The following is a 25,458-nucleotide window of genomic DNA, read 5'->3' as shown; positions in this document are numbered from 1 at the left end:
CGTTACCTCGTTGCTCTCGTTAATCGTTGCTCTCGTTCTGCTCGGGAGTCGGCGTTGCGCATCGCCTCCAGCAGTTTCGTTAGCATTCGAGACACGCGAAAGCAGAGCGCCTCGACAGATTCATAATTCGATTGATCGACATAGCCAAGCCTGCGTGCGATGTCGAGTTGAGTTTCGAGTTCCGCAGCCGATCCGCGGGCAATCGTAATGAAGTGCGAGAAATCGCGTTTCGTTGCTCGCGCTGAACCCTCCGCAATGTTACTTGGGATTGATACAGCGCACCGTCTCATCTGCGAGCTTAGTCCGTATGTCTCGTGGCGAGGAAAGCCTTCCGTGACACGGTAGATCGCGGTCGCAAGTTCCATTGACCGCTGCCATACTTCGAGTTCACGAAACGACTTTCCCATTGCATTCACCTACGAGAGGAACGTGAGCAACGAACAACGAGAGAAACAAAATTAGCCTTCGTACTTATCCAAAAAGATGGCCAGCTTTTCGCGTGTGGCTGCTGGGATGGTCTTCTTGTCGGTCATGATGGCGTACTTCAGGGCGCTGGCTATCGGTGTTTCGCTGTTGTCCTTGGGCAATGCCTTGACTGCGCCCTTCAGCACTTCCTGTGCGTTCTTTGTGTTGGCGTGGATGACCTGTACGATCTGGTCGACGGTGACATCGTCGTGGCTTTCATGCCAGCAGTCGTAGTCGGTGACCATGGCAAGGGTGGCGTAGCTGATCTCGGCTTCGCGGGCCAGTTTGGCTTCCTGCAGGTTGGTCATGCCGATGACGTCTGCGCCCCACGAGCGATAGAGGTTCGATTCGGCACGCGTGCTGAACTGCGGGCCTTCCATGTTGATGTACGTGCCGCCGAGTTTGCCGACGACGCCTGCTTCATCGCAGCCCTGCTTAAAGGCTTTTGCTGCGACAGAGCAGATGGGATCGCCGAAGGCAACGTGGCCGACGATGCCGTCGCCGAAGAAGGTGGCGTTGCGTGCAAACGTTCGGTCAATGAACTGGTCAGGGATGACGAAGTCTGTGGGCTTGTGCTCTTCCTTCAGCGAGCCGACTGCCGAGATGGAGAGGATGAAGCTGACGCCGATTTTCTTCATGGCGTAGATGTTGGCGCGGAAGTTCAGCTCCGTGGGAAGGATGCGGTGACCGCGGCCGTGGCGCGCGAGAAACGCGACCTTACGACCTTCCAACGTGCCCAGCACGATGGTTTCCGATGGGTCGCCGAAGGGCGTCTCCACCTTGATTTCCGTGGTGTCCGTCAATCCCGGCATGTTGTACAAACCGCTGCCGCCGATAATGCCGATCTCTGCCTGTGCCAATGCGTTCTCCAGATGGTTAAGTAACAAAACGAATTAATGCGATGCCATACGCGTCGCGTAGTCCAGCGCTGCCTTCGGTATGCCCGGCAGCAGGTTGCGAAGTCCTGAGGTAAGTTCGTGCATGGGTTGGGCCGATGCCTGCTGCAATGGGCCGCGTCCCTGCACTTCGCGATAGAGCGTTTCCAGCTTCTTCGCGGTTTCGCGGTCATAGCCTTCACTGAGGAAGACACCGCCGCTGTCATCGAGCGAGAGCCATACATCGCCCTCTTCCGTGCTGAAGAGAAGATGATCCGCATCGCCGTTGGGGATATCGACCTGCTTCAACGAACGGTACTTGCGCGGAAGCTGGCTGGCGTAAATCTTCAGGAATGAACGCGCCGAATCCTGATTCTTCCATTGCGAGTAATAGATGATACCGAGGGAAGAAGGCCACGCCTTATCTGCTCCGGTCTTCTTTTGAGCGGCGTAGTAAATGCCACCGTTCCACGCAACCGCGAGTGGATCGGCCATGGCGCGACCGCCAAAGAGTTCCGTGATGATGCGGACGTCGAGCTCGCCCATGACACCTACGTCATATGGCTCCCATTCCTTATCCAATATCGAATGCACGTTGGGCATGGTGAGCACCGGGACGGGCGTTTTTGCCATGTAGTCCTGCGGGTGCATGACCTCATGCGAGGATGTGGGTGGGCGATCCAGCGTGCCTGCAAAGGCTGCGTCCACGCCTTTTGCCTGCAGGATGGCCTGCTCAAATGCGAGGCCCTGTCCGTATGGAAAAAGCAGCGATTCCTGCAACAACAGAGGAGCGCGTGACAGGACGGGCGAGCCGCTGGTGTCCGACGACATTTCGCGCACGCGTTCGCCAAACTCCGGGGCGTCCTTCAGCGTCTTGCCCATCGGCTGCAGTTCGTAATCGACGAAGACCGCCATCGCCTGGCCTTCGGTGACGGATTCACGCGCGGTGGAAGCTTCGTCAAGCTGGATGTGTTCGTTATCCTCGCGCACATTTTTTGCGATAGCGGTGGGAGCGGGGCTGCCCCACTTCTCCAGCTTCACGCGATCATCCTGCACGGCGTGCGTGAGTTCATGCGCCAGGACGGGCTTCTGCTCTTCCGGCTTCACCCAGTCGAGCATGTTTACGGTACGCGTCTTGGGATCGTAGAAGGCGGCGACCTGTTCCGTGAGCAGGCTGAGGAGGAAGGGCTGCAGATGGAAATCGCGTTCGATGAAGCCGAACTTCTTCAGCACCAGTTCGCTGCGCTGAAGACGTTTTGCACCTTCGTCTTCCTTCATGCGGTCCATCAACTCTTTGTTGACCTGGGTGCGCGTGAGCAGGCGGCGTTTGACGGGGCGGGTGGCTTTCAGGCGCGAATCGGAAGAGACAAAGCCGATGACCTCGTCGACGCTCTTGAAGAGGTCGGCAGCCTGCGACCTGGTCATGTGTGACTCGGCGTCGGCCTGCGGTTTGGCGGTTTGCGTGGGGGGCGGCGCGGAAGGCGGAGACTGCACCTGTTGCGCATACAACATGGCCGGGGATAGAGCCACGGCAATTACGGCAAGTTTCGTCCAGGGGGCACTGCAGGCATGCTTCAAGTCAGTCACAACTCCGCGCGTCCGCTGGCGTATGGGCAGCTTCGCCGCCGCGGAACCTATAATCCAGTGTACGGGCAAGTGGGCCAGTTTGGCCGCACCGAACCACTTGCCGAAGTGTGCCTTATGCAGGAAATGACAACTCTCAGCGCAGTAGACCAACTCCAGGCTCTCCGCACCGGCGCGGGCGTGGCTTCGCTTACCGCCGGATGGATTGCCGTGACCGGCAGCGACCGCGTGCGCTGGCTGAACGGCATGGTGACGAACTCCGTGCAGGCGTTGACGCCGGGCGAGGGCGCGTACAGCTTTCTGCTGAGCGCGCAAGGCCGTATTCAGGGCGACCTGATGATATGGGCCAAGCCCGATCTGCTGTTGCTGGAGACCAGCCCGGCGCAGGTGGAAAACATTGTGGCGCTGCTGGACCGGTTCATCATCATGGACGATGTGGAATTGAACGATGAGAGCGCGTGGTGGCACGGCATGTTAGTGGCAGGACCGCAGGCCGCGGAGAAGCTGACCGCAGCCGGCGTTACCGTGCGTGCGACGAAGCTGTTGAAGAAGCTGGCCGTTCCCTATGCCGGAACCGACGTGCAGGTGGTGTGTGCGTATAGTCCGCTGGTGCCGCGTTTTGAGGTGTGGTCGCGCGATGCGGCTGTGCTGGAGCAGTTGCGAGCGGCGCTGGTGCAGGATGGCGTTGCGCTATGCGATGCTGACGGGCTTGAGCTGTTTCGGATTGCGGAAGGCACGCCGCGCTATGGCACCGATATCCGCGACCGCGATCTGCCGCAGGAGACGAACCAGACACGCGCTCTGCACTTCAACAAGGGCTGCTACCTGGGACAGGAGATTGTGGAACGCATCCGTTCGCGCGGCAATGTCCACCGGACGTTTACCAGCTTTGCCTTGACCGGCGATGTGCCAGCGCCGGGAACGCCGCTGGAAGCGGAAGGTAAGCCGGTAGGTGAACTGACATCTGTTGCGGCCGAAGAGATTGACGGTCGAAGACTCGCTCTTGGATTTATTCGCCGCGAAGCATTGGATCGCGGCCTTGCCATTACCTATGCAGGCGGAACCGCCGTGCAGGCCCATACGCCGGAAGCTACCGCTGCATCTTAAACATTTACGATCCCCGAAAGAGACACGACCCATGTCGGAAAACGAACAGAATAAGCCCTTTGTGATTAACGACCGCCGCAAGTTCCGCCTGGATGGCGAACCCGTGGAGCCTCGTCCGGAAGAGCCGGTGGCTGAGCCTGAAGCCAGCGCGACGCCGGAACCGGAAGCTGCGCCGGTGGCCAGCAAGGAACCCATTCCCTTCCCGGTGCGCGACGCTGCTCCTGCATCGAACGCAGCGCACACGGTAACGCCGGTGCCGGAGCCTTCGGACGACGTTGCTGCTGCGGAAGCCGAGGCGGCTGGCGAAGAAGAGGCCAAGCTGCCGCCGCCGACCGCAGAAGAGATGGACCAGGTGCGTGCCGCGTATGAAGCCACGGCAGAGCGCATTGAGACGATGATGCGGTCGCAGAACCTGGGCGCGGAACACATGCCGCCCATGGACTTCACGCAACTGGTGCAGTCCATCTACATGTCGGCCATGATCCAGCTTGGCGCGGGTGCGCAGCAGGGTCAGCAGGCGCGTGTGGACCTGCTGGGTGCGAAAAACAGCATCGAAATGCTCTCTGTCATCGAAGAGAAGACCACCGGCAATCTGGCCGAACAGGAGAAGAACCTGCTGAATTCCGCGCTGTTTGAGCTGCGCATGGGATTCCTGGAGATTACGCAGTTGCTGGCGCGGCAGGCGCAGTCACGGCAGGCCACACCTCCCCCGCCGGGAACGCCTTCCAGTGGAGGATTCAACGGTGGCGGCGGTGGGTTCAGCGGCGGCGGCGGATTTGGTGGCGGCGGCTTCAGCGGCGGCGGACCAAAGATCGTTCGCTAGGGTTGCAACATCCTATCTGCATTGCTCTTTATTAGCTGAAGGAACGGACCGATCGCCACGCACGAATCAAACGTAATGCCACCGAATGCCGAGTTGCTTTTTCTTGGCACCGGTACGTCTATGGGCGTGCCAACGCTCGGCTGTACCTGCACGGTGTGTACTTCAAATGATCCGCAGAACAACCGGACGCGGTCGTCCATTGCGCTGCGCTACGACGATGGAGAAGGCACCCAGCGGACTGTCCTGGTGGATACAGGGCAGGAGTTCCGCATGCAGGCGCTGCGGTTTGGAGTGAACAGCGTGGACGCCGTGCTGTACACGCATGGCCATGCAGATCACGTGCTGGGTTTTGACGATCTGCGGCCGCTGACGTTTGGCAAGGATGCGCATCTGCCGCTGTATGCGGATGATCCCACGGCAGACATTATCGAACGCATCTTTGATTACACCTTTCGTAAAGCTGACCGTTATCCGACGAGCGCTCGTGTGGATCTGCACCGCTTGAGCGCCGATCCGGGTACAACGATTGATCTGTTTGGCGCAACGGTGGAGCGGATTCCGGTGCTGCATGGGCGGCATGAGATCGCGGGCTATCGTTTTGGTTCGGTTGCTTACCTAACGGATATGAGCGACCTGCCGGAACCGTCGTATGAGAGTCTGCAGGGACTGGATGTGGTGATTCTGGATGCACTGCGACGCGAGCCGCATCCGAGCCATTCGCATCTGGAGAAGTCCATCGCCATTGCGCAGCGCATTGGGGCGAAGCAGACGTACTTCACGCACATTTCGCATGACCTGGACCATGGGCCGACCGAAGCGGAACTGCCTGAGGGGATTCGCCTGGCCTATGACGGTTTGCGACTTCCCTTCCACATTCATAGGCATGAGGCTGCGCAATGAACATCTATCGCAGCCTTGCGGAAGTGCCAGCGGATCTTGGTCCGACGGTTGTGACCATTGGCAACTTTGATGGCGTTCATTGCGGCCACCAGACCGTGATTCGTGAAGTGATTGCACGGGCACGCGCGCTGAAGGCGAAGGCCGTGCTGGTGACGCTTGATCCGCATCCCACCCGTGTTCTGCGGCCGGAACGCAAGCTGCAACTCATTACGCCTACGGATGTGAAGCTGGAATTGCTGGAGCAAACTGGGCTGGATGCGGTGCTGCTGCTGCCCTTTACGCGTGCGTTTGCCGCCACCAGCGCGAAGGAATTCTGCACAACCGTACTGCACGATGCGCTGCATGCCGTGGAAGTACACGAGGGAGAGAACTTCCGCTTCGGTTCAGGTGCGGAGGGTGACACGCATTCACTGGAAACACTGGGACAGACGCTGGGATTCACGGCGAAGACATTCGCGGCGATTGAATCGGGCCGTACGAGTATCTCCTCCAGCCGCATTCGTTATGAGATTGCAGAGGGCAATATGTCCGCGGCGCGGCATATGCTGGCTCGCGAATTCTTTGTGGACAGCACACCAGCGCGAGGACGTGGCTATGGCACGAAGTATGCCGTACCGACGATCAACCTTGCTGCGTATGACGATCTGTTGCCTGCGCATGGGGTGTATGTGACGGACCTGCACATTGGTAACGAGACGTTTGAGGGTGTGACGAACATTGGCAATCGGCCTACGTTTGGCGCGGATTCGTTTGCGGTAGAGACGTATCTACTGCGCTTTCATCCTGTCGATCTGACGGAAGAGACGCCGTTACGCATGACGTTTCATAAACGTCTTCGCAGTGAGCAGAAGTTTGCTGATCCTGAGGCGTTAAAGACGCAGATTTTCAAGGATGTGGCACGTGCGGAGCGCTGGTTTGCTTTGCGGCGTTTGTTTGTGCGATAAGTTTTCACTTCACACAGCAACATCGTAGTCACACGAGAGGAATGCAGGTCCTTCGGCTTCGCTCAGGATGACGACCTTCGGTCGTAAGAGCTTCGCTGGGTCGTGCCAGAAACTTTGGAATGTATCGTTGTGCGAAGCTGCGTAGGGATTCTTCGCTTCGCTCAGAATGACGACCTTCGGTCGTAAGAGCTTCGCTGGTGACGGTCTTTGCTATGAACTTCGCTGTTCGTGCTCCGCACGAATACCCAGGTTAGCTTCGCGAACCTGGGGCACCCGGCTGAAAGATGTTGAACGTTTCGTCGCATGAGAATGCGCTGGGATTCCCGTTCGCTCCGCTCAGGGCATGCTTCGCTTTGCTCAGAATGACAAATTCATACGAGGACGAGCAAAGAGAAATCTTAGCGCGGTGGTGGGGAGCTTTTTGGGGTTGCCACCGGGCCTTTTTGCAATAGCGGGCCGCTGTAAGGCTTGTACGGGCCAACCGGCGATGGGACGTAGCCTTTCATTGGTGCGGTGGGTTTTGCAGGTGTTTTGGAGGGGGCGGCGTCATCCGGCATGGCGTTGTTCGAGGCATCCGCTGGCGGCGCCGGATGCGCTACCGGCGCTGGTTTTGCCGCGGGTTTCGCGCTGTCACTGGAGTCATCGGAGTCGTCATCCGAATCGTCGTTGGGGGCTACGGGTTTCTTGACTACGGGTGCTGCGTTGTCTGTGGATCCGGCCGTTGCATCGACTGCGAGGGCCTTCTTCGCGGCCGTGGAGAACTGCTCATTGGGCGAGCGTGCGATGGCTACCTTCATGAAGTCAATCCACATGGGCAGTGCGGCGCGTGCGCCGGTTTCTTTCTCGCCGAGGGTGCGGCGCGGATCGTCAAAGCCGATCCATGTGCCGCAGGTGACGGATGGAGAAAAGCCGAGGAACCATGCGTCGGTGTAGCTGTTGGTCGTGCCGGTTTTGCCGCCGAGGGGATGCTTCAATATCGCGCCTGCCTGCGCTGCGGTGCCGTATTGCGGAACGGCTTTCAGCAGCGTCATCATGGTGCGCGCTGTCTCTACGCTGATGACTTCCTTTACCTGCGGCGACACCTGTTTCAGCGGCAATCCATCTGCCTGAACGATGCGGCGGATGACGTGCGGCTTGATGAGGATGCCGTCGTTGGGGAAGACGGAGTACGCGCCGACCTGCTCCGAAAGTTTGATACCTGCCGAACCAATCGCCACCGGCAGGAAGGCAGGAATGTTGGATGTGACGCCGAAACGGTGCGCGACTTCAATCACCTTCTTGATGCCAACCTGGTTCGCCAGTTTGAGTGCGGGAATGTTTCGCGACTCGGCGAAGGCGTTGAGGATGGTCATGGGACCAGCGAAATTTGGTTCGTAGTTGTGCGGCGTATAGGGGCCGTTGGGCGTGTAGAAACTGGTGGGCGCATCGACGATGATGTCTGTAGGTTTGGTGTGAAGCTGCTCGACCGCCGTGGTGTAAACGTATGGTTTGAAGCTGGAGCCGGTCTGGCGTTCGGCCTGCGTGGCACGATTGAACTGCGACAGGTTGAAGTCGCGTCCGCCGACCATGGCAAGGACGTCGCCATTGGAGTTGTCCATGGCCATCAGCGAGGCCTGCGCGCCGGAGTCCTGCTGCAGCGAGGCGTGCATGGTGGCCGTGCCTCGGGTGGCGTCTTCAATGCGGACGTAGGCAATATCACCCTTCTGGAGCAGCTTGTCGCCGTTGCCCAGGGTGGTCCATGCCCAGTCGGCTGCGGTCATCTCCGCGTAACGTTTGCCGATGCGGACGATGACGCGGCGCGGTGTGGCCTCAATGACCAGCGCATGGAAGTACGCGCCGTTTTCTATGGCGTCTGTCCAGTCCGGGTGCTGATACGTCTGCAGGTCGCCGCCGCTTTCCAGGATGTTGGTGAGTTTTCCCTTCCATCCGTGGCGGCGTTCATAGGCGGCCAGATTGTCCAGCACGGCCTTGTTTGCGACTTGCTGTAAGTCGAGATCCATCGTGGTGTAGACCTTCAGGCCCGAACCGTGGACAGTGTCTGCACCGTACTCCTGCTCAAGCTGGCGGCGCACTTCTTCCACGAAGTAGGGTGCGATGGTATTCGCGGGTGGCTCAATCTTCAGGCCGAGCGGCGCGGCTTTTGCTTCCTGATACTGCTGTTCCGTGATGAAGCCGTCGCCAAGCATCTCGCTGAGTACGAGGTTGCGGCGCTTCAGAGCGCGTTCCGGGTGGCGCACCGGTGAATAGCTGCTGGGGCCTTTGGGCAGCGCCGCAAGCAACGCAGCCTCAGGTAGCGTGAGGTCTTTCGCCTTTTTGGAGAAGTAGTATTCGCTGCCCGCCTCAAACCCATAGACGCCGCTGCCCAGGTAGATCTGGTTGGCGTACAAAGTGAATATCTGTTCCTTGGTGAAGTGGCGCTCAATCTGAACGGAGAGCAGAATCTCCTGGATTTTGCGGCTCCATGTCTGGTCCAGCGTCAGAAACAGGTTGCGGGCAAGCTGCATGGTGAGCGTGGATGCGCCCTGACGGCGTCCCTTCGATCGCAGATCGACGTAAGCCGCACCGATGACGCGGAAGGGGTTTACACCCGCGTTCTTGTCGAAGCTCTTGTCTTCAATGGAGAGGATGGCGTCGTGCAGCACCTTGGGGAAGTCGTTATACGGGACGACGACGCGACGCTCCAGAGCGAAGGAGCCAATGGTGCGACCGTGGATGTCGAGCAGCTCTGTTGTGGTGGCCGGGCGATAGTGCTCCAGGTCCTCCATCTGCGGCAGGTCAGCCGTGTTGACCAGCGTCAGGCCGACGAGCGAACCGAAAACCGCCGAGCAGCCGAGCAGACTGTAAAAAATGGCGCGACGCGCCTTGGCCCGTGTGGGGAAATAGCGGAACCACCATGTACGCGCGTAGGGGACACGCTTTGACGACTTGCCCCTGGACTCGGGGGGACGCCACGGACCTTTGCCGTTGCCGGGTGAAGATTTGCGATTGTTCGCAGACGGGTTTTCGCGTGTGAACAGGCTTGGCACGGCAATCCTAACGGTAGCACGGAGCGGCGTGGCAAACGCCTGTCATCCAGGGCTGCAGAGACTGCCTCTGTAACGCTGGCATAGCTATCTGCCGATCCCTTACCTGTTTTGAGATGCGCGTAGAGAGAGTTCCGTCGGCCTGCTAAAGGATGACGCAACAACCTTTCGGGTCTGGAGGAGCCATGTTGCCGCCGGGCAACTGCGGTACGGGAGGGCCGAGGACGACCGGGGGAGGGCCAAGCAGCGGCAAAGGAGGTGCCAGGTGCAATGGAGGAGGGCCCGGCGGCGGTAGCAGTACCGGCGGAGGAGGTCCCGGGGGTGGCGCAATCACTGCCACAACCGGCCCCGCCACATGGATGGTGGTGCCAACGCTGAATGCGTGATAACGCATCCGCAACTCAAGTCCCAACCAGCACGCCATTCGTAGAGTTTCACCGGAGAGTACCCCAGAGACATGCCCCCAGGCATCGTCCGCCGCGTCATGATTGCCCATGCGCCAGGCTGCTCTTACGTTGGCAAGGCCCTGGCGAAAGTTTCCGAACTGCACTGCAGGATTGTTCACATAATCACCACCGACAGGCGAATAGCGGCGATGAGCATCCACGAAGTGTGCCGGTGCGACTCCTGCGTAAACATGGTTTCCAGCAGGATTGAGCCAGTCAGTCAGCGTGTAACCGTCCTCGCCCACCCAGGCCTGGTAGATCGTAGCTTCACCGCCCGTAATCGCTACCGCCATGTGATGGCCAAACATGTGGTTGCCAATCTCAAATTGCATACTGTAAAGGCCGTCTGCGGCGAAGTCGGGCAGGTTTGCCGCCAGAGCCCCAGCGGGGGCCTCCACACCACACAACAGCGGGAAGAGCCGCTCCGGAACCTGATAACAGGCACCGCAGTTCATGGCCCCCTCATTCCCTAGAACGAGTTGCAGAAGGCGCTGCGATCTGGGGGAGAGGGGCATGTGGCAAGCTTACTGGTCCACAGGGATGTTGTTTCAGCAAAAGTCGTAAGCCCAGTCCCGAGGATGGTGCGCCAGGGTCCACTCTCGGCTATGGAGAGCAACAAAAAGCAGGGCTTTCGCCCTGCTCTCTGCGATTTGGAATGTTTCGTTTACGCGGCCTTGGCCTTCAGGATATCGAGCGCTTTGTTGAGCTGGTCGTCGATGTTGGCTGCAGGCTTGGCCACGGTGGTGGTGGCAGCGGCAGCGGGCTTGGAGGAGTTCACCGTGGCCGTGCTGGCTGCTTCGCTGTCATCATCCTCGTCGCCGGCCATTGCGAGTTCCTGCGCGGTGGCAACGGTCGTGGTGGGCGTCAGCCCCTCGTCCTGATACTTCTTGCCGGAGGGCGTTTCAAACTTGGCTACGGAGAGGATAATGGCGCCGCCGTCGGCGAGTTCAAAGACACGCTGCTGTGCGCCGTCGCCGTAGGTCTTTTCGCCAACGAGTTCGCTGCGCTTGGAATCAAGCAGAGCGCCAGCCACAATCTCAGCCGGGCCCGCGGTTCCGCGGTTCACCAGCGTAACCATGGGTGCCTTCTCATTCACGGTCTTACCGGGTTCGGCGGTGAAGGTCTGCTTGGCCACCTTCTGCCCCTCGAGCATGGCAATGGTGCCGGACTTGAGGAACATGTTCGCCATGCGGATGGCTTCCGCGTCGTCACCTGAGGAAACATCGCGCAGATCGAGCAGAATCTTCTTTGAGTTGGTGCGGCCCATGGCCTTCAGCTTCTGTTCCACCTGCTGGACGTGATCTTTGTCGATGATGCCGGGCTTGATGTAGAGGATGGAGCCGCTCTCGTAGAAGACCTCGCCCGTTGCCGGCAACGCGGTGTCAGCACGGGTGATGGTGAGCTTCTCCGGGGCGCTCTTCATGGGGCGGATCATGGAAAGCGCCACAGGCGTTCCCTTTTCGCCCTGCAGTGCCATCTGCACTTCAGCCAGCGACATTTCCATGGTGCTGCGGTCGCCGATGGATTCAATGCGGTCGCCGCTATGAAGACCGGCCTTATCCGCGGGACCACCTGAAATGACAGAGATGACGGTGGCGATGCCATAACGCTTGCCCACATCGGCACCGATGCCAGCCTGCGGCTTGCCGACGTGCTCCTTGTACTGCTTGTACTCGGTCGGAGACAGGTAGCTGGATTCCGCGTCAAGCGACTCCAGCAGGCCGCGCATGGAGGCGTCGGTCACCTTGGGCATGTTAGGGTCCACGACGTAGTCGCTCTGGATGTGACGAAGGACTTCGCTGTAGACCTGCATCTGGCGATAGGCACCGTCCTGCGCCTGTCCGGACGCATGCACCCGTCGCAGGTTCGCCCCCAGAAACAGGGTGAGCAACAGAACCGCGGAAACAGCCAGCATGGAAATCTTGAGCGACTTCGGCATCAGGTAACGAACCCCTTACGAACAATGACCTACACCGGTTGGACGCAGCCCCGGTTCGGATAGCATACGCCTTTGCCGGAAAGGCCAAAACGCGACCAGAAACAGGAAAGCCATGACGCATGGGTATGCGTCATGGCTTTTACTGGCGTTCCCGGGTTATTCCGGGCGGCGCTTGGGTGCTCCACCGCGGCCTGGACCATCGCCGGGCCCCTTGCGGGAGGGCTTGAAGCCCGGTTTGCCGAAGCCACCGCCACGATCTGAGCCGAAAGGCTTGCGAGGGCCGCCGAAGGGCTTGCGGTCGCCGAAGCTGGGGCGATCGCCACGCGGTGTAAACGGACGGTCGCCGCGGGGAGTAAAGGGACGGTCACCGCCACCTTCACGCGGAGTGAACGGCTTCCGATCACCGAACGGCTTACGGTCGCCATAGGAAGGACGGTCACCACGAGGAGTGAACGGGCGGTCACCGCGAGGCGCAAACGGCTTGCGGTCGCCGCCTTCACGTGGGGTGAACGGCTTCCGATCGCCAAAGCTGGGGCGATCTCCGCGAGGGGTAAACGGACGATCACCACGAGGTGTGAACGGGCGACGGTCGCCACCTTCACGCGGAGTGAAGGGACGGCGTTCGCCGCCTTCGCGTGGAGTAAACGGCTTGCGGTCGCCGAAGGGTTTACGGTCGCCGTACGAAGGACGGTCGCCGCGAGGGGTGAAGGGACGGCGCTCGCCGCCTTCGCGTGGAGTAAACGGCTTGCGGTCGCCGAAGGGTTTGCGGTCACCATAAGAAGGACGGTCGCCGCGAGGCGTGAAGGGACGGTCACCACCCTCGCGAGGCGTGAAGGGACGGCGCTCGCCGCCTTCGCGCGGAGTAAACGGCTTGCGATCACCGAAGGGCTTGCGGTCGCCATACGAGGGACGGTCACCACGCGGGGTAAACGGACGGTCACCACCCTCACGAGGCGTAAACGGACGGCGCTCGCCACCTTCACGCGGGGTAAAGGGCTTGCGGTCACCGAAGGGCTTGCGGTCGCCGTACGAAGGACGGTCGCCACGCGGTGTGAACGGACGGTCGCCACGGGGAGTAAAGGGACGATCACCGCGGGGAGTGAACGGACGGCGCTCGCCGCCTTCACGTGGAGTAAAGGGCTTGCGTTCGCCGCGCTCCTGATCCCAGGGACGAGCAAATTCGTTGCGCGGAGCGTCGGTTGAGCCACCATCCTCACGACGGGTGAAGGGACGACGCTCGCGGTCAGGACGCGGGGTAAAGCCTTCGCGATTGCCACCAAAGCTGCCGGAACGACGCTGCGGGGTGAATCCACCCTCGCGACGGGGTGCGAAACCGCCTTCGCGACGGGGGCGGAAGCCACCCTGTTCGCCATCGCGGCGGAACGGCTTGCGCTCTTCCGGTGCGCCACCTTCGGCGGCGAAACGGGCGTTGCGGGCTTCGATCATGGCGCGGCGGTCGTCGTCTTCGTAACGCGAACGCGGCTGCACGAAGGGTTCCGTGGAAGCTACCGTGTTGTCTTCCGGCAGGTTATCGAGCGCGCCGGGGAGAAAGAGGGCCGTCTTGCCGTCCAGCACGATGGAATCAAGCTGGCGCGATGCCGACAGGCCGTGGACCACTTCGCGAACGCGCGAACGTGCGGCGAGCGGCGAGAGGAATATCTCCATCTCATCGCTGGTGGCGGCAACGGTCTGCGACAGGTACAGCGACAGCAGTGCCGAAAGCGCCGTGGGCTGGCCCGCGTTGGCACCGGCCTTGATGTGGCGCAGGTAACGGCCGCTGGCCACTTCCCAGGTGGCGGGTTCGCCGTCTGCCTGCGGAATGGGGACGACGCGCAGAATGGACCACAGCTCGCTGAGGGCGCGCAGGACGGCCGAATCCACGATGCCCTGGCCGAGTTCCGTGGAGAGCTCGTGCGGGGCCATAGCGCCCTTTTCCTTCAGCAGCTCATAGGTCTTGGCTGCGAGTGGTGAGACGCGCATGGCACCGGTCTGGGACGGCTCATTCTTGAAGTTCTTGTCGCCGCGGAGGGTGTAAATGAACGAAAACGCCTGTGCGGAGCAGACAAAGTCCGGCTCGCCGAGAGAGTTGCCGAGCAGGTTCAGCGGTACGGCAGTGCCATCCTCAACCAGACGGGCAAGCATGCGACGAACCTCTTCGCGTTCTTCCGCGGTGAAACCATTGATGGCCTTCGGAGCTTCGACAGCCTCTTCCGCATCTGCTTCAATCTTGTCTTCTTCGGCGATCTCATCGCCTTCGTCTTCCGCGAACTCGTCGTCATTGGAGACCATCACTTCATCGTCAGAAGCTTCATCACCAGCGAACTCTACCGCGTCGGCAGGCTCATCGTTGTCTTCGTCGATGTCCTCATCTTCTTCGTCGTCCGCCACTTCATCGACGGGTTCTTCATCTTCGACTTCAACGGCGTAGGATTCTTCCTCGCTGGGGCCGTCGGTCTCTTCGGTTTCCGCCTGCGGAATCCAGTTCTTTTCGGGGCGTCCGAGGACGGCTTCCGTGAAGCTGGGCTGCGGCGCGGCGGCGAACTGGGCGTGCGGTGTGTACGCAACGATACCGGTTTCATCGAGCCATGTGCGAAGACCGTCGAGCGACTGGAGGGCGTTGCCATCCTGATGCCAAAGGGCCACGCGGGCAAGTTTTAATTGGTTTTGTGTAAGGGTTACTGGCGAAGTTGCCATGAGCGGAGTTCTCTTTTCCGGCGCCTGTTCTTATGTGTGGCGCGTACGCATATGCACAGCGCAACATGTCGCGGAGACGACCCGCGTTGCTGCCTGTGCTTCTGTATTCGATGTAAGGGGAGCATGGATGGCTGTGTGCCATTTCAGATGCTGTCCCGGCGGGGTGTCGTCTTCCCGCTGTCCAGAGGAACCTGCATGGTTCGTGGAAGATCGCTTCAGGCCGGGGCGATGCTGAGAAGCGCCTGTACCCCTGTAGGGCTAAATGCGCTGGAACGCCCGCTGGATCTCTTTATGAGAATAACGCAAAGCGATGGGTCTGCCATGCGGACATGCCATTGGATTCTCAGTTTTTCCCAATTCATCCAACAGCCACTGCATTTTGCTGGGTTCCAGGGGCATATTGATCTTCACCGCCGCATGACAGGCAATGGAGGCGGCGATGCGACGGCGACGCTCCTCCATGTTGTCGGCCTGCGGGGCATCGTCATCAGTCTGCAGGAGTTCGGCGAGTGCCAGTTCCAGCTCCTTGCCCTCAAGACCAATGGGCGCGGCCTTTACGGCGAGGGTCCGCGGGCCAAAGGGTTCCGCCTCGAAGCCGTTGCGGGCCAGTTCGTCGGCCATCCGCGCAAAGTTGGCCATCTGCGCAGGAACCAGGTCGATGAGCGGCGGCATAAGCAGGCGCTGGCGCTGCACCTTCTCCACCTGGCGCTCTCGCAGCACTTTTTCAAACAGAATGCGCTCGTGGGCGACATGCTGGTCGATGATCCAGAGGCCCTGCTCGTTGACGGCGAGGATGAAGGAGTTCTGCAGTTGGCCGAGGGGACGCAGGCCACCCAGGCCGTCAAGGCGCGCGGTGTCTTCGATGCGCTCGGCGGCGGGGCCTCGCTGTGGGGTGCCGATGGGGAGATGGGTGGCAGCGTGGGGGTCATAGCCACCCAAATCACTTCCAACTCCCGCGATCCTTGTATCCAAGCGAAGCTCATACGAACGAAGTTCGTCATCCTGAGCGAAGCCGAAGGACCTGCTTTCTTCTGTGCCCTCTGCAATGCTCCCGGAAAATCCACTCTCCACCGGGAAGGAAAACCTTCCGGCAACAGGCGTATTCGGTTTCGTCGTCAGCGAGAACGATTCCGCGTCGTGCGATTCAATGCGATCGCTGACACGTTCCAGTTCGCGTTGGCGATCCTGCGCTTCGGCTTCGGAGATCTGGTGTTCACTCCACGGTGCGTCGCTGCCTGGGCCAGGGCCACGCACTACGGGGTCGAGATCGAAACCTTCCGTTGCATTGAGGAAGTTGTCACCTGCGCGCGGTGTAACAGGCTGTGCCACGGCAGCAAGAAAGCTGGCGGCAGGACGTGCCTTCAGCACGGAGTTGCGCACCGCATCGCGTACCCAGTCATGCACGAAGCTGGATTGCCGGAAACGCACCTCAGTCTTGGCGGGATGAACGTTTACGTCCACTTCCGCAGCGGGCATTTCCAGGAAGAGGAGCACCACCGGAAACGACGTGGGCGGGAGGATGTTCTTGTAGGCCTCGGTCAGCGCGTGGAGGATGAGGCGGTCGCGCACCTGGCGGCCGTTGACGAAGACATAAATCGAACCGCGATTCAGCTTCTGCAACTCCGGCTTGGAGACGAAGCCGCTGACGCGCAGGAAGCCGGGCGCAGGGGGAACGTAGTCCTCTTCGCGTCGCCAGGGTGGCGGTTCGGGCAGGCCTGCGCGTGTAAAGTCGATTTCCGCTGCGACCGGGATCATGTCGCGCGAAACGTCGCCGCCAAGTATCTGGAAGACACGCTCGCTGGCGTCACGGACGGCAGGCGCGATCAGCAGCGCATTCGTCGCGGTGTGGAGTTCGAAATGTTTGTCCGGGTGTGCGAGTGCGTAATGCGTGACGAGTGCGGCTACGTGCGATAGCTCCGTCGGCTCCGATTTCAAAAACTTCTTGCGCGCCGGAACGTTGAAAAAGAGGTCGCGGATGGCGATGGTGGTGCCAGCCGGTGCGCCCACGTCTTCGACCTTCGTCATGTTGCCGCCAACGATTTCGATGCGCGTTCCGACGGCATCCTCTTCGCTGCGCGTGTCCATTTCGACACGTGCCACAGACGCGATGGACGGCAGCGCTTCGCCACGGAATCCAAGGGTGGCGATGTGGTTCAGGTCCTCCGCATTGCGCAGCTTGCTGGTGGCGTGGCGCTCGAAGGCCAGCATGGCGTCGTCGCGAACCATACCGTGACCGTTGTCCACGATACGGATCAGCTTTCTCCCACCGCCCTCCACATCAATGCGAATGCGTGTGGCGCCCGCGTCCACGGCGTTTTCCAGCAGCTCTTTGACGACAGACGCAGGGCGTTCGACGACCTCGCCTGCAGCGATCTGGTTCGCCACCTGGTCGGAAAGTACGCGGATACGGCCCATGCAGTGATTTTACGGAGTTCCGGGAGTGGAAAAGCAGGTACGGAATGTTTCATGGCAGGCAAAGTCTGGAGCAACGAAGGCGTCTTAGTTGCATAGCGGAGTGGAACGTCATGGCTGACGAACACGGCAACGCGCACCACAGAAATTTCGACGGGATCTATTTCTGGGGCATGATCATCACCATGTTTGCGATCCTGGGAATTTTCTGCCTTCTGGCCCTGACAAGCCAGGTTCACGTGGGACACGGATAGGCTTCGAAGTCGTATCGCGCCACACGAATCGCAGAGGGCTTCGCCCTCATCCAAGTGCGCATGAGTATCGACCAAATCAAATTGGGATCACAGGGCGCCGTGGTCAGCCGCGAAGGTCTGGGCTGCATGGGCATGAGCGAGTTTTACGGCGAACGCAACGATGCGGAGAGCGCCGCCACCATCCTCCGTGCGCTGGACCTTGGCATTACCTTTCTGGACACCGCCGATGTGTACGGCTTTGGCGACAACGAAGTCCTGGTGGGCAAGACCATCAAAGCTCGTCGCGACGAAGTGTTTCTTGCCACCAAATTTGCCAACCTGCGCGATCGTTCCAGGCCGGATTTCTGGGGCATTTCCGGCAAGCCTGAATACGTAAAGCAGGCGTGTGATGCGTCGCTGAAGCGACTGGGTGTGGATGTGATTGACCTGTACTACCAACACCGTGTCGATCCTGAGACGCCGATTGAAGAGACAGTGGGCGCGATGGCGGAACTGGTAAAAGAAGGTAAGGTAAAGTACCTGGGCCTGAGCGAAGCCGGTGCCGAAACGATTCGTCGCGCGCATAAGGTGCATCCCATTACAGCGCTGCAGAGCGAGTATTCGCTGTGGACGCGCGATGTGGAGACGGAAATTCTACCCACGCTGCGCGAGCTTGGAATTGGGTTTGTACCGTATTCACCGCTGGGCCGAGGCTTTCTGACCGGCGCGCTCAACAAGGATTCGTTGAGCAGCAAGGGCGATGCGCGTGTGGCGCGGTATCCGCGCTTTCAGGGCGAAAACCTGGATAAGAACCAGTTGATTGTGAATCGCATCTCAGAGATTGCGGAACGTCGCGGGGTGAAGCCTGGGCAGTTGGCTTTGGCGTGGGTGTTTGCCAAGGGCGATGATCTTGCGCCAATCCCCGGCACGAAGCGGCGGAAATATCTGGAAGAGAATGCCGCTGCGGCCTCGATCAAGTTGAGTTCGGATGAGGTTGCGGAGCTTGAGGCTGCTGTACCCATCGATGCGATTGCAGGAGATCGGTATAACGAAGGCGGGATGAAGACGATCGGGAAATAACGGCACGCTACTGACCCGTCATTCTGAGGAGCATCGCGACGAAGAATCCCAACGACGTCTCGTTCCGCAAAAACCGCTTCGAGTTTCTTGCGAGAAAGCGTGAAGCAGTTTTGCCAGAAGAGAATGCGTGGGGATTCTTCGCTTTGCTCAGAATGACGAACTTCGTTCGTAAGATCGCGCATCTGCGCGATGCCCAGGTTAGCTACGCGAACCTGGGGCACCCGCTTTTTACAGCGGTGGTTGCGGTGGCTTTTCTGGTTTGTCGACGGGAACGGCGTGGGTCTTCATCTTGCGGCGGAAGAGTTTGCCATCGGCTGTGACGTAGAGCCAATCATGATCTGGTCCGCCGAAGGCGATGTTGTCCACCGGCTTGTCTGGGATGGGACTGTTGAGGATCACCGCAATGCGGCCGTTGGCTTCCGCGATCTGTACGCCGATCTTCGTCGCGAAGTAGACCTGACCGATGCCGTCAAAGGCTGCGCCGGTTGCGCCGGTTTCATCGTCGAGGACTTCGAGACGATAGAAGGGTTCGGCGTTAATGGGCTTTCCATCTTTGTCTAACTGCATAGACCATTGATGGCGTTCATTGCGTACCGCAACGGCCAGCATCGCGCCATCAGGAGAAACGGCCAAAGCGTTGGGGAGAATACCTTCAATGCTAAGTCCTTGCTGCGGCGCGGAAGTGCTTGTTCGATCCGTCCACATGATCGATATCCCACGTACGACGTAGCGTGAAGCTTGCTGCGGCAGATGTTGATCGGCTAGCTGCTCCCAATTGCCTACTGCATCCACTGTCGCCCAGATGCTGCCTCGCTTATCGAAGCCTGCGGTGTTGAGTGCGGCGGGTGGGTGGACTTCGATTTTGCCGATGCCGTGCTCGGGAGAGTAATCGCGCCAGAGCCATCGCAGTGCATCCGGTAATTCAGCGGAGCCTTGCTTGGTGTCGTGGCCGCCGGTGCCGATGGTTAGTTTTGCGTCGTAACCACTGAACTGCAGAGCATCGAAGAGAAGCTGGTTCGCAAGCGGCCAAGTGCCTGCATAGAACGTGCCGTAGGATTCGTCGGGAGTGATGTGATCGTTGGCACCGTCCTGCATCCAGATGCGGATGGGTTTGGGTTCGGTCTTGCGGACGAGTTCCGGCAGCGTATCCGCGCCTTTCATCGCAACATAGGTGCCGATGAGCGAGAGCACGCGGCGGAACTGATCAGGCCGGTGCCATGCGGCGACGAATGCGCCGACTGCGCCAGTGCTGGTGCCGCCGATGGCGTGTGCGTTGGGGTCTTTCGATAGCGCATGACGCTTCTCTACGAAGGGGATGACTTCCTGCATGAGGAAGTTCACATAGCGATTCGAAAGCGAGTCGTACTCGAAGACGCGTTCGTAACGGTTCTGCGCGTCGGGACGGATCGCAGGCAGCACGCCGGGATCGATAAAAATGCCGACCATCGGTGGCAGTTGATGTTTCGCGATGAGGTTGTCGAAGACGGTGGCTACGCGCATGCGTCCGCCGAGATAGCCGCTGCCGTCGAGGAAGACCATGTAAGGCAATGGCTCTGCGCCCGCGTTGGGTGGCAAGTAGATGCTGACCGTGTGCGGTGTGCCAGGATAAAACTGGCCTGGCGGCAGCGTGGTCTTTTCGACCGTGCCGTGCGGGACATTCTGCACTTCCGAGTCGGGCGTGAGCGGGTAGGAATCCTGCGCTTTCGCGGTCAGGGAGAGTAACAGGCAGCAGGTGAGAAGGGCGGTGCGCATGTGGGCCGAAGTATAGTCCCGCATGAAGAACGAACGCAGCGACCGCAACGAAACCGCGGCGACGCTGCGGGTCTCGCTGCGTCGCCGCGTTCGTTCTTACCTATGTTTGATTAGCTGCGCTTGAACTTGTAGACCAGTTCGAGCGTGATCTTGTCGTCCACGCTCATCAGGCGTGCGAGCGTGGGTTTGGTGAGACCGAAGTCGGCAAAGGTGAACGTCGTCAGGGCGCGGCCTGCCACGGTGGACGAACGCGGATCAAGCGTTGCGATGCCCTTGAACGTGACCGGCTTGGTGACGCCGTGGATGGTGAGGTTGCCGGTAAGCGCAACGCCGACCTGACCGGTGGAGGGCACCATCTTCGGCACGCCAGTGATGGACGTGGGTACGAAGATCGCATCGGGGAACTTGTCCGTTTCCAGTGTGCGATTGCGGAGGTAACCATCGCGCATGCCCTGGTCACTGGAGAGCCCCTTCAGATCCACGATGAGTTTGGAGTTGGGTGCGATGGAGCCGTCCGGCAGTATCTGGACGGTGCCGGTGACGCCTGTCGTGGTGCCGACGGCTTCATTCGGAAAGTCGATACCGGCAAGCTGTTCGGTGACGCGGTAGCTGGCGGACGAGCCTTCGATGATGTCGAGCTTGGCACCTGCGGTGGGCGGCGGTGGCGGCTGCTGCGGTCCGCCCGGACCTCCGGGACCACGCTGCCCCCCTCCGGGCATCTGGGCTACGGCAAGCGAGGTACTAAGAGCGAGAAGGGCGGCGGGCAGAATGCGCCGAAGGGACATGGTTGGGTCTCCAGAAGAATTTCGGATATCTGATGCTGTGCAGAATAGACGATTGCCAAGGGAAAAGGGCCGCAGAAAAAATCGCGGCCCTTTCGGTAGAGCTACGTTTCATCCCTCAGCAGATTAGAAGAACCTTCCCAGAGTGAAGACGAATTTGCGGTGGTCGTGGTCGCCGATGGAAGGGCCAAACGTGAGCGCGCCGAGGGGTGTCTCCGCAGCCAGGCCGAAGAAGACATCCTGCCGCATGAGCGTGGCGCGGTCCGGTGCATACATGCGGCCCAGTTCATAGGTACCGATGACATAAATGCTCTGCCCCAACGGCATGGGGAGTTCGGCGATGCGACGGAAGTAAGCAGGGCGAACCAGCATGTAGTCCGTGCCACGATACTCATCAAACGCGGAGGCTGTCAGACGCAAGGGGCCGCCGAGCGTGAAGCGGAAGGGGTCGGCCACCTGGCGATTGCCCATGGTGCCGCCTTCCAGGCTGAGAGACACGGTGTTCTTGTGCCCAAGGTCGTAGAAGTATGCGCCCGAGGCCTCGATCCGCGGTGCATTCACACTGTTCGTCGTATCGAAGAGATAACCCGCGGAGACATCGGCACGCAGACCGTGGCGCGGCACCATGGCACGATCCTGGCTGTTAAAGCTGTACTGCAGACGCGCCAGTTGGGAGTTGCCACGGATGTCGGGCTGGCCATCGCTGCCGGTGTTGAGATTCCAGAGTTGATGGGTCATCTGGTAGCCGAAGCGCCACTCGGTAAAGTGGCTCTGGCTATAACCAAAATCCACACCACCGCCGGCAGCCTGAGTCAGACGTTCAGAGACTTTGTGCTGGTCTTCCCATATGGGCTCCAGCGTGCGGTAAAGCTGAAGGCGCGGTGCAATGAAGAAATTATGATCGCCTGGACGCCAGTAATATTCCGGCACAAACTGTGTCACGCGCCCGATGCGCATCAACAGTCGCCCTTCGCTCTTATACGTGCCAAGGTCCTGCTGCGTGAAGATGGCATCGAGAGAGGCGCGATTGGTGCCGCCGGACTGAGAAATGATGTTGCCGCCAAGGAGAAGATAGGGCGGGCCACCGGGACGGTCGCGCACCACCAAATTCAGGTCCACATCATCGGGTCCGGCAACGTAACCGGGCTTCTGCCCGACAGCAATCGCAACCTTGCCAGAGCTGCTGGGAGCAACGGTCTCAAAGACCGCCTTCTGCTTCGGCTCCTTCGCAGGCTTTCCCGACGGGGCGGTATTTTTGGCAGTCTCGGGTGGCTGCGTTGACGATGCCACCATGTCCGGCAAGGTCCCGTCGCCGGGGCCACGCTTTTCGTCCGGATGCAGCAGTTCCCTTCCCTCGACGTGACGCCCCACGTTCGCGGGGCCAGTCACTTCCGTGTCAAGCTTCTGGCCCGGTTTTGAGAGGAAGTAGTCCGTGTTGTAGCGGCCATCGCTGCGGACTTCGTTCAGCTTCGCCTCTACCTTGTCCGTCTCCAGCTTCTTGCCGGACAGGTCGTCCACTGTATCGCGAATGCCGATGGCGCTGCGGTTATTGGGGGCGATAACTTTGACGGAAGCGATGTTCTGCGGAGGGCGCGGCTCGCGATGCTGGCGATGGGCCATGTACGCCTCCCACTCCTCGTCACTGACGCGATATTTCAGCAGCTCCGGCGCCATCTTCTGCGCAGCAGCATAGCCTGCCTTAGCCAGATCGCCGGCTTTCGCGTAGTCCGAAGAACTCGCATTGGGTGGCGCAATGGGTTCAATGAGAACATCCGCAAGCTGACGGGAACGGACCTCGTTGCTCCAGGAGGCGACGGAGAAGCTGCGACCAAGGATGCCAAGAAGCGAATTGGTATCGCCCGCGCCCGGAGGTGTCAGCGGCAGCGAAACCGCGAGCACCACGTCGGCATGCAGTTCGCGTTTCACGATATCCGTCGGCAGGTTTTCTGTGAGAGCGCCGTCCACGTAGATGTGGCCGCCATCTTCCAACGGCGGGAACACGCCGGGGATGGAGATGGAAGCACGTACCGCCTCTGCAAGCGGACCCCGGGTAAACACAGCTTCGCGACCCACGAGGATATCCGTGGCGACGCAGCGGAATGGCAGCGGCAGATTGTTAAAAGAAAAATCTGCACCGTAAGGCAGAAACTGCGCATTCAGAAACTGGTTCAGACCGTAATCCAGCAGAACGCCGTTACGAATCGAGGGCCCATGCTTCAACCCAAGATTAAATCCGCCGGGAAGAAAACGCTGGTCTTCGCGGCGACGGAAGTTCAGCTCGCGGAAATCCGTGTCGAGACGAAAGACTTTGGAAAACACTCTGTCGCTGGTGAGTGCCGAGATCTGGTCCGGGGTATGTCCTGTTGCATACAGTGCACCGACCAGCGACCCCATGCTGGTGCCTGCGATGACGTCCACCGGGATGTGGTTTTCTTCCATCCACCGGAGTACGCCAATTTCACTCAGCGCAAGTGCGCCACCGCCGCCCAGCGCAACACCAATGCGTTTGCGACCGAGATCCGGGAAGGGATCACCCTGAGCGCCATTGCCACCCGTAGGCGGAGGTGCCAGCGCGCCCTGCGGAGGGCCTTGCTGCGGTGCCAACTGTTGATTGGAACCACCGCCGGAAGCTGGAGCCATGACCCCACCGTTTGCCTGAGCAGACAGTTCGGGCAGGGGAAACACTGCCATCAGTGAGCAGGCCAACAAGCAGCGTCCGTATCGTCCGGAAAACATCATCCTCATGATTTAGCAGGTTGGATGCAGAAACGCTTCGTGACGACTGTCAGATTTGACATACTGAACGCGAATGCTGCGATTACACCCGCTACTTGCGCTGATGGAACGCCTTACGGCCATCTCCACGCGACTGCACGACCGGCGACGCGGTGTGGACGGAGCCACCATGCGCGGCCACATCGGTGAGGACGCTGCGTATTTTTACCTACGCCGTCTTGGGTTCCGAGTCGTGGCTCAGCGTTGGGAAAATGAATTTGCTCCCGGCGAAGTGGACATCGTCGCCTGGGAAGGCGAGACACTCTGTTTCATTGAAGTGAAAACGCGCAGGCAGAATGCACCGATTGCCACCGAAGCCGCAATCGATGGCGAAAAGCAGCGCGCAATGGAACGCCAGGCGGACGCTTATGTGCGCGAACTGCCCTGGCCGGAGGGACGCAGGCCGAATATCGCCATCCGCTTTGACGCCGTGCTGGTTCATCTGAGAGAAAAAGGCCGGCCGGATATTCAGTTGATCCGCAATGTCTTCTGAAACTTTCGAACACGCATTGACCAACCTCCACTGCTGCGGTGTCTAATGCTTCAGGGGCGGCAAAGACTGCTTGAAAGAAGGGGAACGATCCATGACGCTGATGAATGCACCTGTCTACGACGCCGGAAAAGCCAAACGGATGCGCTATGCGCTGATCGCCGCAGGTGTTCTGGTGGCACTGCTGGTGGTGGCCACGTTCGCTGGCTTCATCTCAGGACATGGATGGCTCTTCAGCAACATGTACACCGAACATCGCGTGAATAAATTCCTGACCGCGATTGAGCAGCAGGACTTTGCCACCGCATACGGTATCTACCAGAACGATGCGGACTGGCAGCAGCATCCGGACAAGTACAGCGGTTATCCTTTGCAGCGGTTCGCGGAAGACTGGACGAAGTATTCGCCAGTGGGGCCGATCCATTCGCACCACGTGGATAAAAGCGTGAGCGATGGTTCCGGCACGTTCGGCACCACACTGCTGGTGGCAGCCACCATCAATGGCGATCCGAATAAACGTCTCTTCATCGCAGTGCAGCGCAATGACGGCACGTTTACCTATCCCGCACCGCATATTTTTTCGTACTAAGTAACAGTCCCTTACTGCACCGGAACAAATCCGTTGGGTGCAACGAAGCAAACGTCTGTTCCGCTGCGATGCCAGCGATTACCGTCTGCATAAGTAACGGAGACAAGGCTGAACCATTCCACCGCCGTCAGCTTTTTCGTCACAATCGTGGCATTGCCAGAACCGGTGAGAGTAAATGTTTCCACCACATCCGCTCCGTTTGGTGTGGCTGCGTTTAATGCGGCTGCATCACGGAAATGCGGGCCGCTTGGACCGGAAACATCCAGTACTACCTGCTGAATGGCACGATCTCCGCGCGGATGAAAAGAGATCACAAACGATGGGTGGAAGGAACGGGCTGTGTCAGCCAGCAGATAGGCACCATGCGGCTGCTGGCGCACGTCGATACTTATGGGGCAACTGCCCCACGGAAGCGCCATAACCGTCGCCGGTGTTGCGGACACGTTGCCAGTTTGAGCAGCGCAGATGGAAGCAGACACCAGAAGAAGAGCGATTCCGGAACCACGCATAGCGAAACCTCCGTCGATCAGTGAACAACGACATCC

Annotated in this window: 20 protein-coding genes; 8 read left to right on the top strand and 12 right to left on the bottom strand. The window is 59.8% G+C overall.

All coding sequences use genetic code 11. The features are described 5' to 3' along the window. Positions 1 to 2: 2 nt before the first annotated feature. The 3 genes from AB6729_RS15435 to AB6729_RS15425 are packed head-to-tail and all read right to left on the bottom strand — an operon-like array spanning position 3 to position 2,927. Complete coding sequence (locus AB6729_RS15435) at positions 3 to 407, bottom strand: four helix bundle protein (protein ID WP_371082521.1); 405 nt, start codon at positions 405 to 407, stop codon at positions 3 to 5. A 51-nt stretch (positions 408 to 458) separates the two neighbouring features. Continuing rightward, positions 459 to 1,325, bottom strand: coding sequence for an S-methyl-5'-thioadenosine phosphorylase (mtnP, locus tag AB6729_RS15430; RefSeq protein ID WP_371082520.1), 867 nt, complete (start codon positions 1,323 to 1,325; stop codon positions 459 to 461). Positions 1,326 to 1,358: 33 nt separating this feature from the next. Then, a complete protein-coding gene (locus AB6729_RS15425; RefSeq protein ID WP_371082519.1) occupies positions 1,359 to 2,927 on the bottom strand; it encodes a hypothetical protein in 1,569 nt (522 codons plus the stop codon). On the opposite strand from AB6729_RS15425, the gene AB6729_RS15420 reads away from it, so the two are divergent. The 4 genes from AB6729_RS15420 (at position 2,910) to AB6729_RS15405 (ending at position 6,698) form a co-directional block, all read left to right on the top strand. Then, on the top strand, positions 2,910 to 4,031 hold the full coding sequence (locus AB6729_RS15420) for a folate-binding protein YgfZ (protein WP_371082518.1): 1,122 nt from the start codon (positions 2,910 to 2,912) through the stop codon (positions 4,029 to 4,031). The two genes, AB6729_RS15425 and AB6729_RS15420, sit on opposite strands and share 18 nt — an antisense overlap. A gap of 31 nt (positions 4,032 to 4,062) precedes the next feature. Continuing rightward, positions 4,063 to 4,854, top strand: coding sequence for a DUF1844 domain-containing protein (locus AB6729_RS15415; protein ID WP_371082517.1), 792 nt, complete (start codon positions 4,063 to 4,065; stop codon positions 4,852 to 4,854). A 75-nt stretch (positions 4,855 to 4,929) separates the two neighbouring features. Beyond that, entirely contained in the window at positions 4,930 to 5,754 is an 825-nt protein-coding gene (locus tag AB6729_RS15410) for an MBL fold metallo-hydrolase (protein ID WP_371082516.1), read from the top strand. Beyond that, entirely contained in the window at positions 5,751 to 6,698 is a 948-nt protein-coding gene (locus AB6729_RS15405; protein WP_371082515.1) for a bifunctional riboflavin kinase/FAD synthetase, read from the top strand. Before AB6729_RS15410 ends, AB6729_RS15405 begins: the two co-directional genes overlap by 4 nt. A gap of 398 nt (positions 6,699 to 7,096) precedes the next feature. Here the strand turns inward: AB6729_RS15405 and AB6729_RS15400 are convergent, their stop codons facing one another. From AB6729_RS15400 to mutL, 5 genes are all read right to left on the bottom strand, one after another. Then, on the bottom strand, positions 7,097 to 9,724 hold the full coding sequence (locus AB6729_RS15400; RefSeq protein ID WP_371082514.1) for a penicillin-binding protein 1A: 2,628 nt from the start codon (positions 9,722 to 9,724) through the stop codon (positions 7,097 to 7,099). 142 nt (positions 9,725 to 9,866) lie between these two features. After that, positions 9,867 to 10,622, bottom strand: a complete 756-nt coding sequence (locus AB6729_RS15395; RefSeq protein ID WP_371082513.1) for a hypothetical protein — start codon at positions 10,620 to 10,622, stop codon at positions 9,867 to 9,869. Positions 10,623 to 10,831: 209 nt separating this feature from the next. Then, on the bottom strand, positions 10,832 to 12,106 hold the full coding sequence (locus tag AB6729_RS15390) for a S41 family peptidase (RefSeq protein ID WP_371082512.1): 1,275 nt from the start codon (positions 12,104 to 12,106) through the stop codon (positions 10,832 to 10,834). A 156-nt stretch (positions 12,107 to 12,262) separates the two neighbouring features. Beyond that, entirely contained in the window at positions 12,263 to 14,800 is a 2,538-nt protein-coding gene (locus AB6729_RS15385) for a hypothetical protein (protein ID WP_371082511.1), read from the bottom strand. A 258-nt stretch (positions 14,801 to 15,058) separates the two neighbouring features. Further along, positions 15,059 to 17,215, bottom strand: coding sequence for a DNA mismatch repair endonuclease MutL (gene mutL, locus AB6729_RS15380; protein WP_371082510.1), 2,157 nt, complete (start codon positions 17,213 to 17,215; stop codon positions 15,059 to 15,061). A 110-nt stretch (positions 17,216 to 17,325) separates the two neighbouring features. On the opposite strand from mutL, the gene AB6729_RS15375 reads away from it, so the two are divergent. Together AB6729_RS15375 and AB6729_RS15370 are read left to right on the top strand one after the other, a co-directional pair. Next, entirely contained in the window at positions 17,326 to 17,466 is a 141-nt protein-coding gene (locus tag AB6729_RS15375) for a hypothetical protein (protein ID WP_371082509.1), read from the top strand. Positions 17,467 to 17,526: 60 nt separating this feature from the next. Next, positions 17,527 to 18,525 carry an aldo/keto reductase gene (locus tag AB6729_RS15370; protein ID WP_371082508.1) on the top strand — a complete coding sequence of 333 codons (999 nt, stop codon included), beginning with the start codon at positions 17,527 to 17,529 and terminating at the stop codon, positions 18,523 to 18,525. Between the two features lie 228 nt (positions 18,526 to 18,753). On the opposite strand, the gene AB6729_RS15365 is transcribed toward AB6729_RS15370, so the two are convergent. From AB6729_RS15365 to AB6729_RS15355, 3 genes are all read right to left on the bottom strand, one after another. Next, entirely contained in the window at positions 18,754 to 20,277 is a 1,524-nt protein-coding gene (locus AB6729_RS15365; protein ID WP_371082507.1) for an alpha/beta hydrolase-fold protein, read from the bottom strand. Positions 20,278 to 20,387: 110 nt separating this feature from the next. After that, positions 20,388 to 21,062: a YceI family protein gene (locus AB6729_RS15360; RefSeq protein WP_371082506.1), complete on the bottom strand. Its 675-nt coding sequence runs from the start codon at positions 21,060 to 21,062 to the stop codon at positions 20,388 to 20,390. Positions 21,063 to 21,185: 123 nt separating this feature from the next. After that, positions 21,186 to 23,699 (bottom strand): patatin-like phospholipase family protein, encoded by a 2,514-nt coding sequence (locus AB6729_RS15355; protein ID WP_371082505.1) that lies wholly within the window; start codon positions 23,697 to 23,699, stop codon positions 21,186 to 21,188. A gap of 169 nt (positions 23,700 to 23,868) precedes the next feature. Between AB6729_RS15355 and AB6729_RS15350 the strand changes: the two genes are divergently transcribed. Further along, a complete protein-coding gene (locus tag AB6729_RS15350) occupies positions 23,869 to 24,327 on the top strand; it encodes a YraN family protein (protein WP_371082504.1) in 459 nt (152 codons plus the stop codon). Positions 24,328 to 24,418: 91 nt separating this feature from the next. Continuing rightward, complete coding sequence (locus tag AB6729_RS15345) at positions 24,419 to 24,913, top strand: hypothetical protein (RefSeq protein WP_371082503.1); 495 nt, start codon at positions 24,419 to 24,421, stop codon at positions 24,911 to 24,913. A gap of 11 nt (positions 24,914 to 24,924) precedes the next feature. Here AB6729_RS15345 and AB6729_RS15340 read toward each other — a convergent pair whose 3' ends face one another. Further along, positions 24,925 to 25,422 (bottom strand): hypothetical protein, encoded by a 498-nt coding sequence (locus tag AB6729_RS15340; protein ID WP_371082502.1) that lies wholly within the window; start codon positions 25,420 to 25,422, stop codon positions 24,925 to 24,927. Positions 25,423 to 25,458 lie beyond the last annotated feature (36 nt).

The sequence above is a fragment of the Terriglobus sp. RCC_193 genome (assembly GCF_041355105.1).
Classification (GTDB): domain Bacteria; phylum Acidobacteriota; class Terriglobia; order Terriglobales; family Acidobacteriaceae; genus Terriglobus.
The sequence above is the reverse complement of the archived record's forward strand: the minus strand, read 5'-3'. Positions and strand labels throughout refer to the sequence as shown.

Excerpts from the sequence above, each read along its gene's own strand:
- AB6729_RS15435 (WP_371082521.1), bottom strand. The coding sequence starts at position 407 with ATGGGAAAGTCGTTTCGTGAACTCGAAGTATGGCAGCGGTCAATGGAA.
- AB6729_RS15420 (WP_371082518.1), top strand. The coding sequence starts at position 2,910 with ATGCTTCAAGTCAGTCACAACTCCGCGCGTCCGCTGGCGTATGGGCAG.
- AB6729_RS15415 (WP_371082517.1), top strand. The coding sequence starts at position 4,063 with ATGTCGGAAAACGAACAGAATAAGCCCTTTGTGATTAACGACCGCCGC.
- AB6729_RS15410 (WP_371082516.1), top strand. The coding sequence starts at position 4,930 with ATGCCACCGAATGCCGAGTTGCTTTTTCTTGGCACCGGTACGTCTATG.
- AB6729_RS15405 (WP_371082515.1), top strand. The coding sequence starts at position 5,751 with ATGAACATCTATCGCAGCCTTGCGGAAGTGCCAGCGGATCTTGGTCCG.
- AB6729_RS15395 (WP_371082513.1), bottom strand. The coding sequence starts at position 10,622 with ATGAACTGCGGTGCCTGTTATCAGGTTCCGGAGCGGCTCTTCCCGCTG.
- AB6729_RS15390 (WP_371082512.1), bottom strand. The coding sequence starts at position 12,106 with ATGCCGAAGTCGCTCAAGATTTCCATGCTGGCTGTTTCCGCGGTTCTG.
- AB6729_RS15385 (WP_371082511.1), bottom strand. The coding sequence starts at position 14,800 with ATGGCAACTTCGCCAGTAACCCTTACACAAAACCAATTAAAACTTGCC.
- mutL (WP_371082510.1), bottom strand. The coding sequence starts at position 17,215 with ATGGGCCGTATCCGCGTACTTTCCGACCAGGTGGCGAACCAGATCGCT.
- AB6729_RS15375 (WP_371082509.1), top strand. The coding sequence starts at position 17,326 with ATGGCTGACGAACACGGCAACGCGCACCACAGAAATTTCGACGGGATC.
- AB6729_RS15370 (WP_371082508.1), top strand. The coding sequence starts at position 17,527 with ATGAGTATCGACCAAATCAAATTGGGATCACAGGGCGCCGTGGTCAGC.
- AB6729_RS15365 (WP_371082507.1), bottom strand. The coding sequence starts at position 20,277 with ATGCGCACCGCCCTTCTCACCTGCTGCCTGTTACTCTCCCTGACCGCG.
- AB6729_RS15360 (WP_371082506.1), bottom strand. The coding sequence starts at position 21,062 with ATGTCCCTTCGGCGCATTCTGCCCGCCGCCCTTCTCGCTCTTAGTACC.
- AB6729_RS15355 (WP_371082505.1), bottom strand. The coding sequence starts at position 23,699 with ATGGCTCCAGCTTCCGGCGGTGGTTCCAATCAACAGTTGGCACCGCAG.
- AB6729_RS15350 (WP_371082504.1), top strand. The coding sequence starts at position 23,869 with ATGCTGCGATTACACCCGCTACTTGCGCTGATGGAACGCCTTACGGCC.
- AB6729_RS15345 (WP_371082503.1), top strand. The coding sequence starts at position 24,419 with ATGACGCTGATGAATGCACCTGTCTACGACGCCGGAAAAGCCAAACGG.
- AB6729_RS15340 (WP_371082502.1), bottom strand. The coding sequence starts at position 25,422 with ATGCGTGGTTCCGGAATCGCTCTTCTTCTGGTGTCTGCTTCCATCTGC.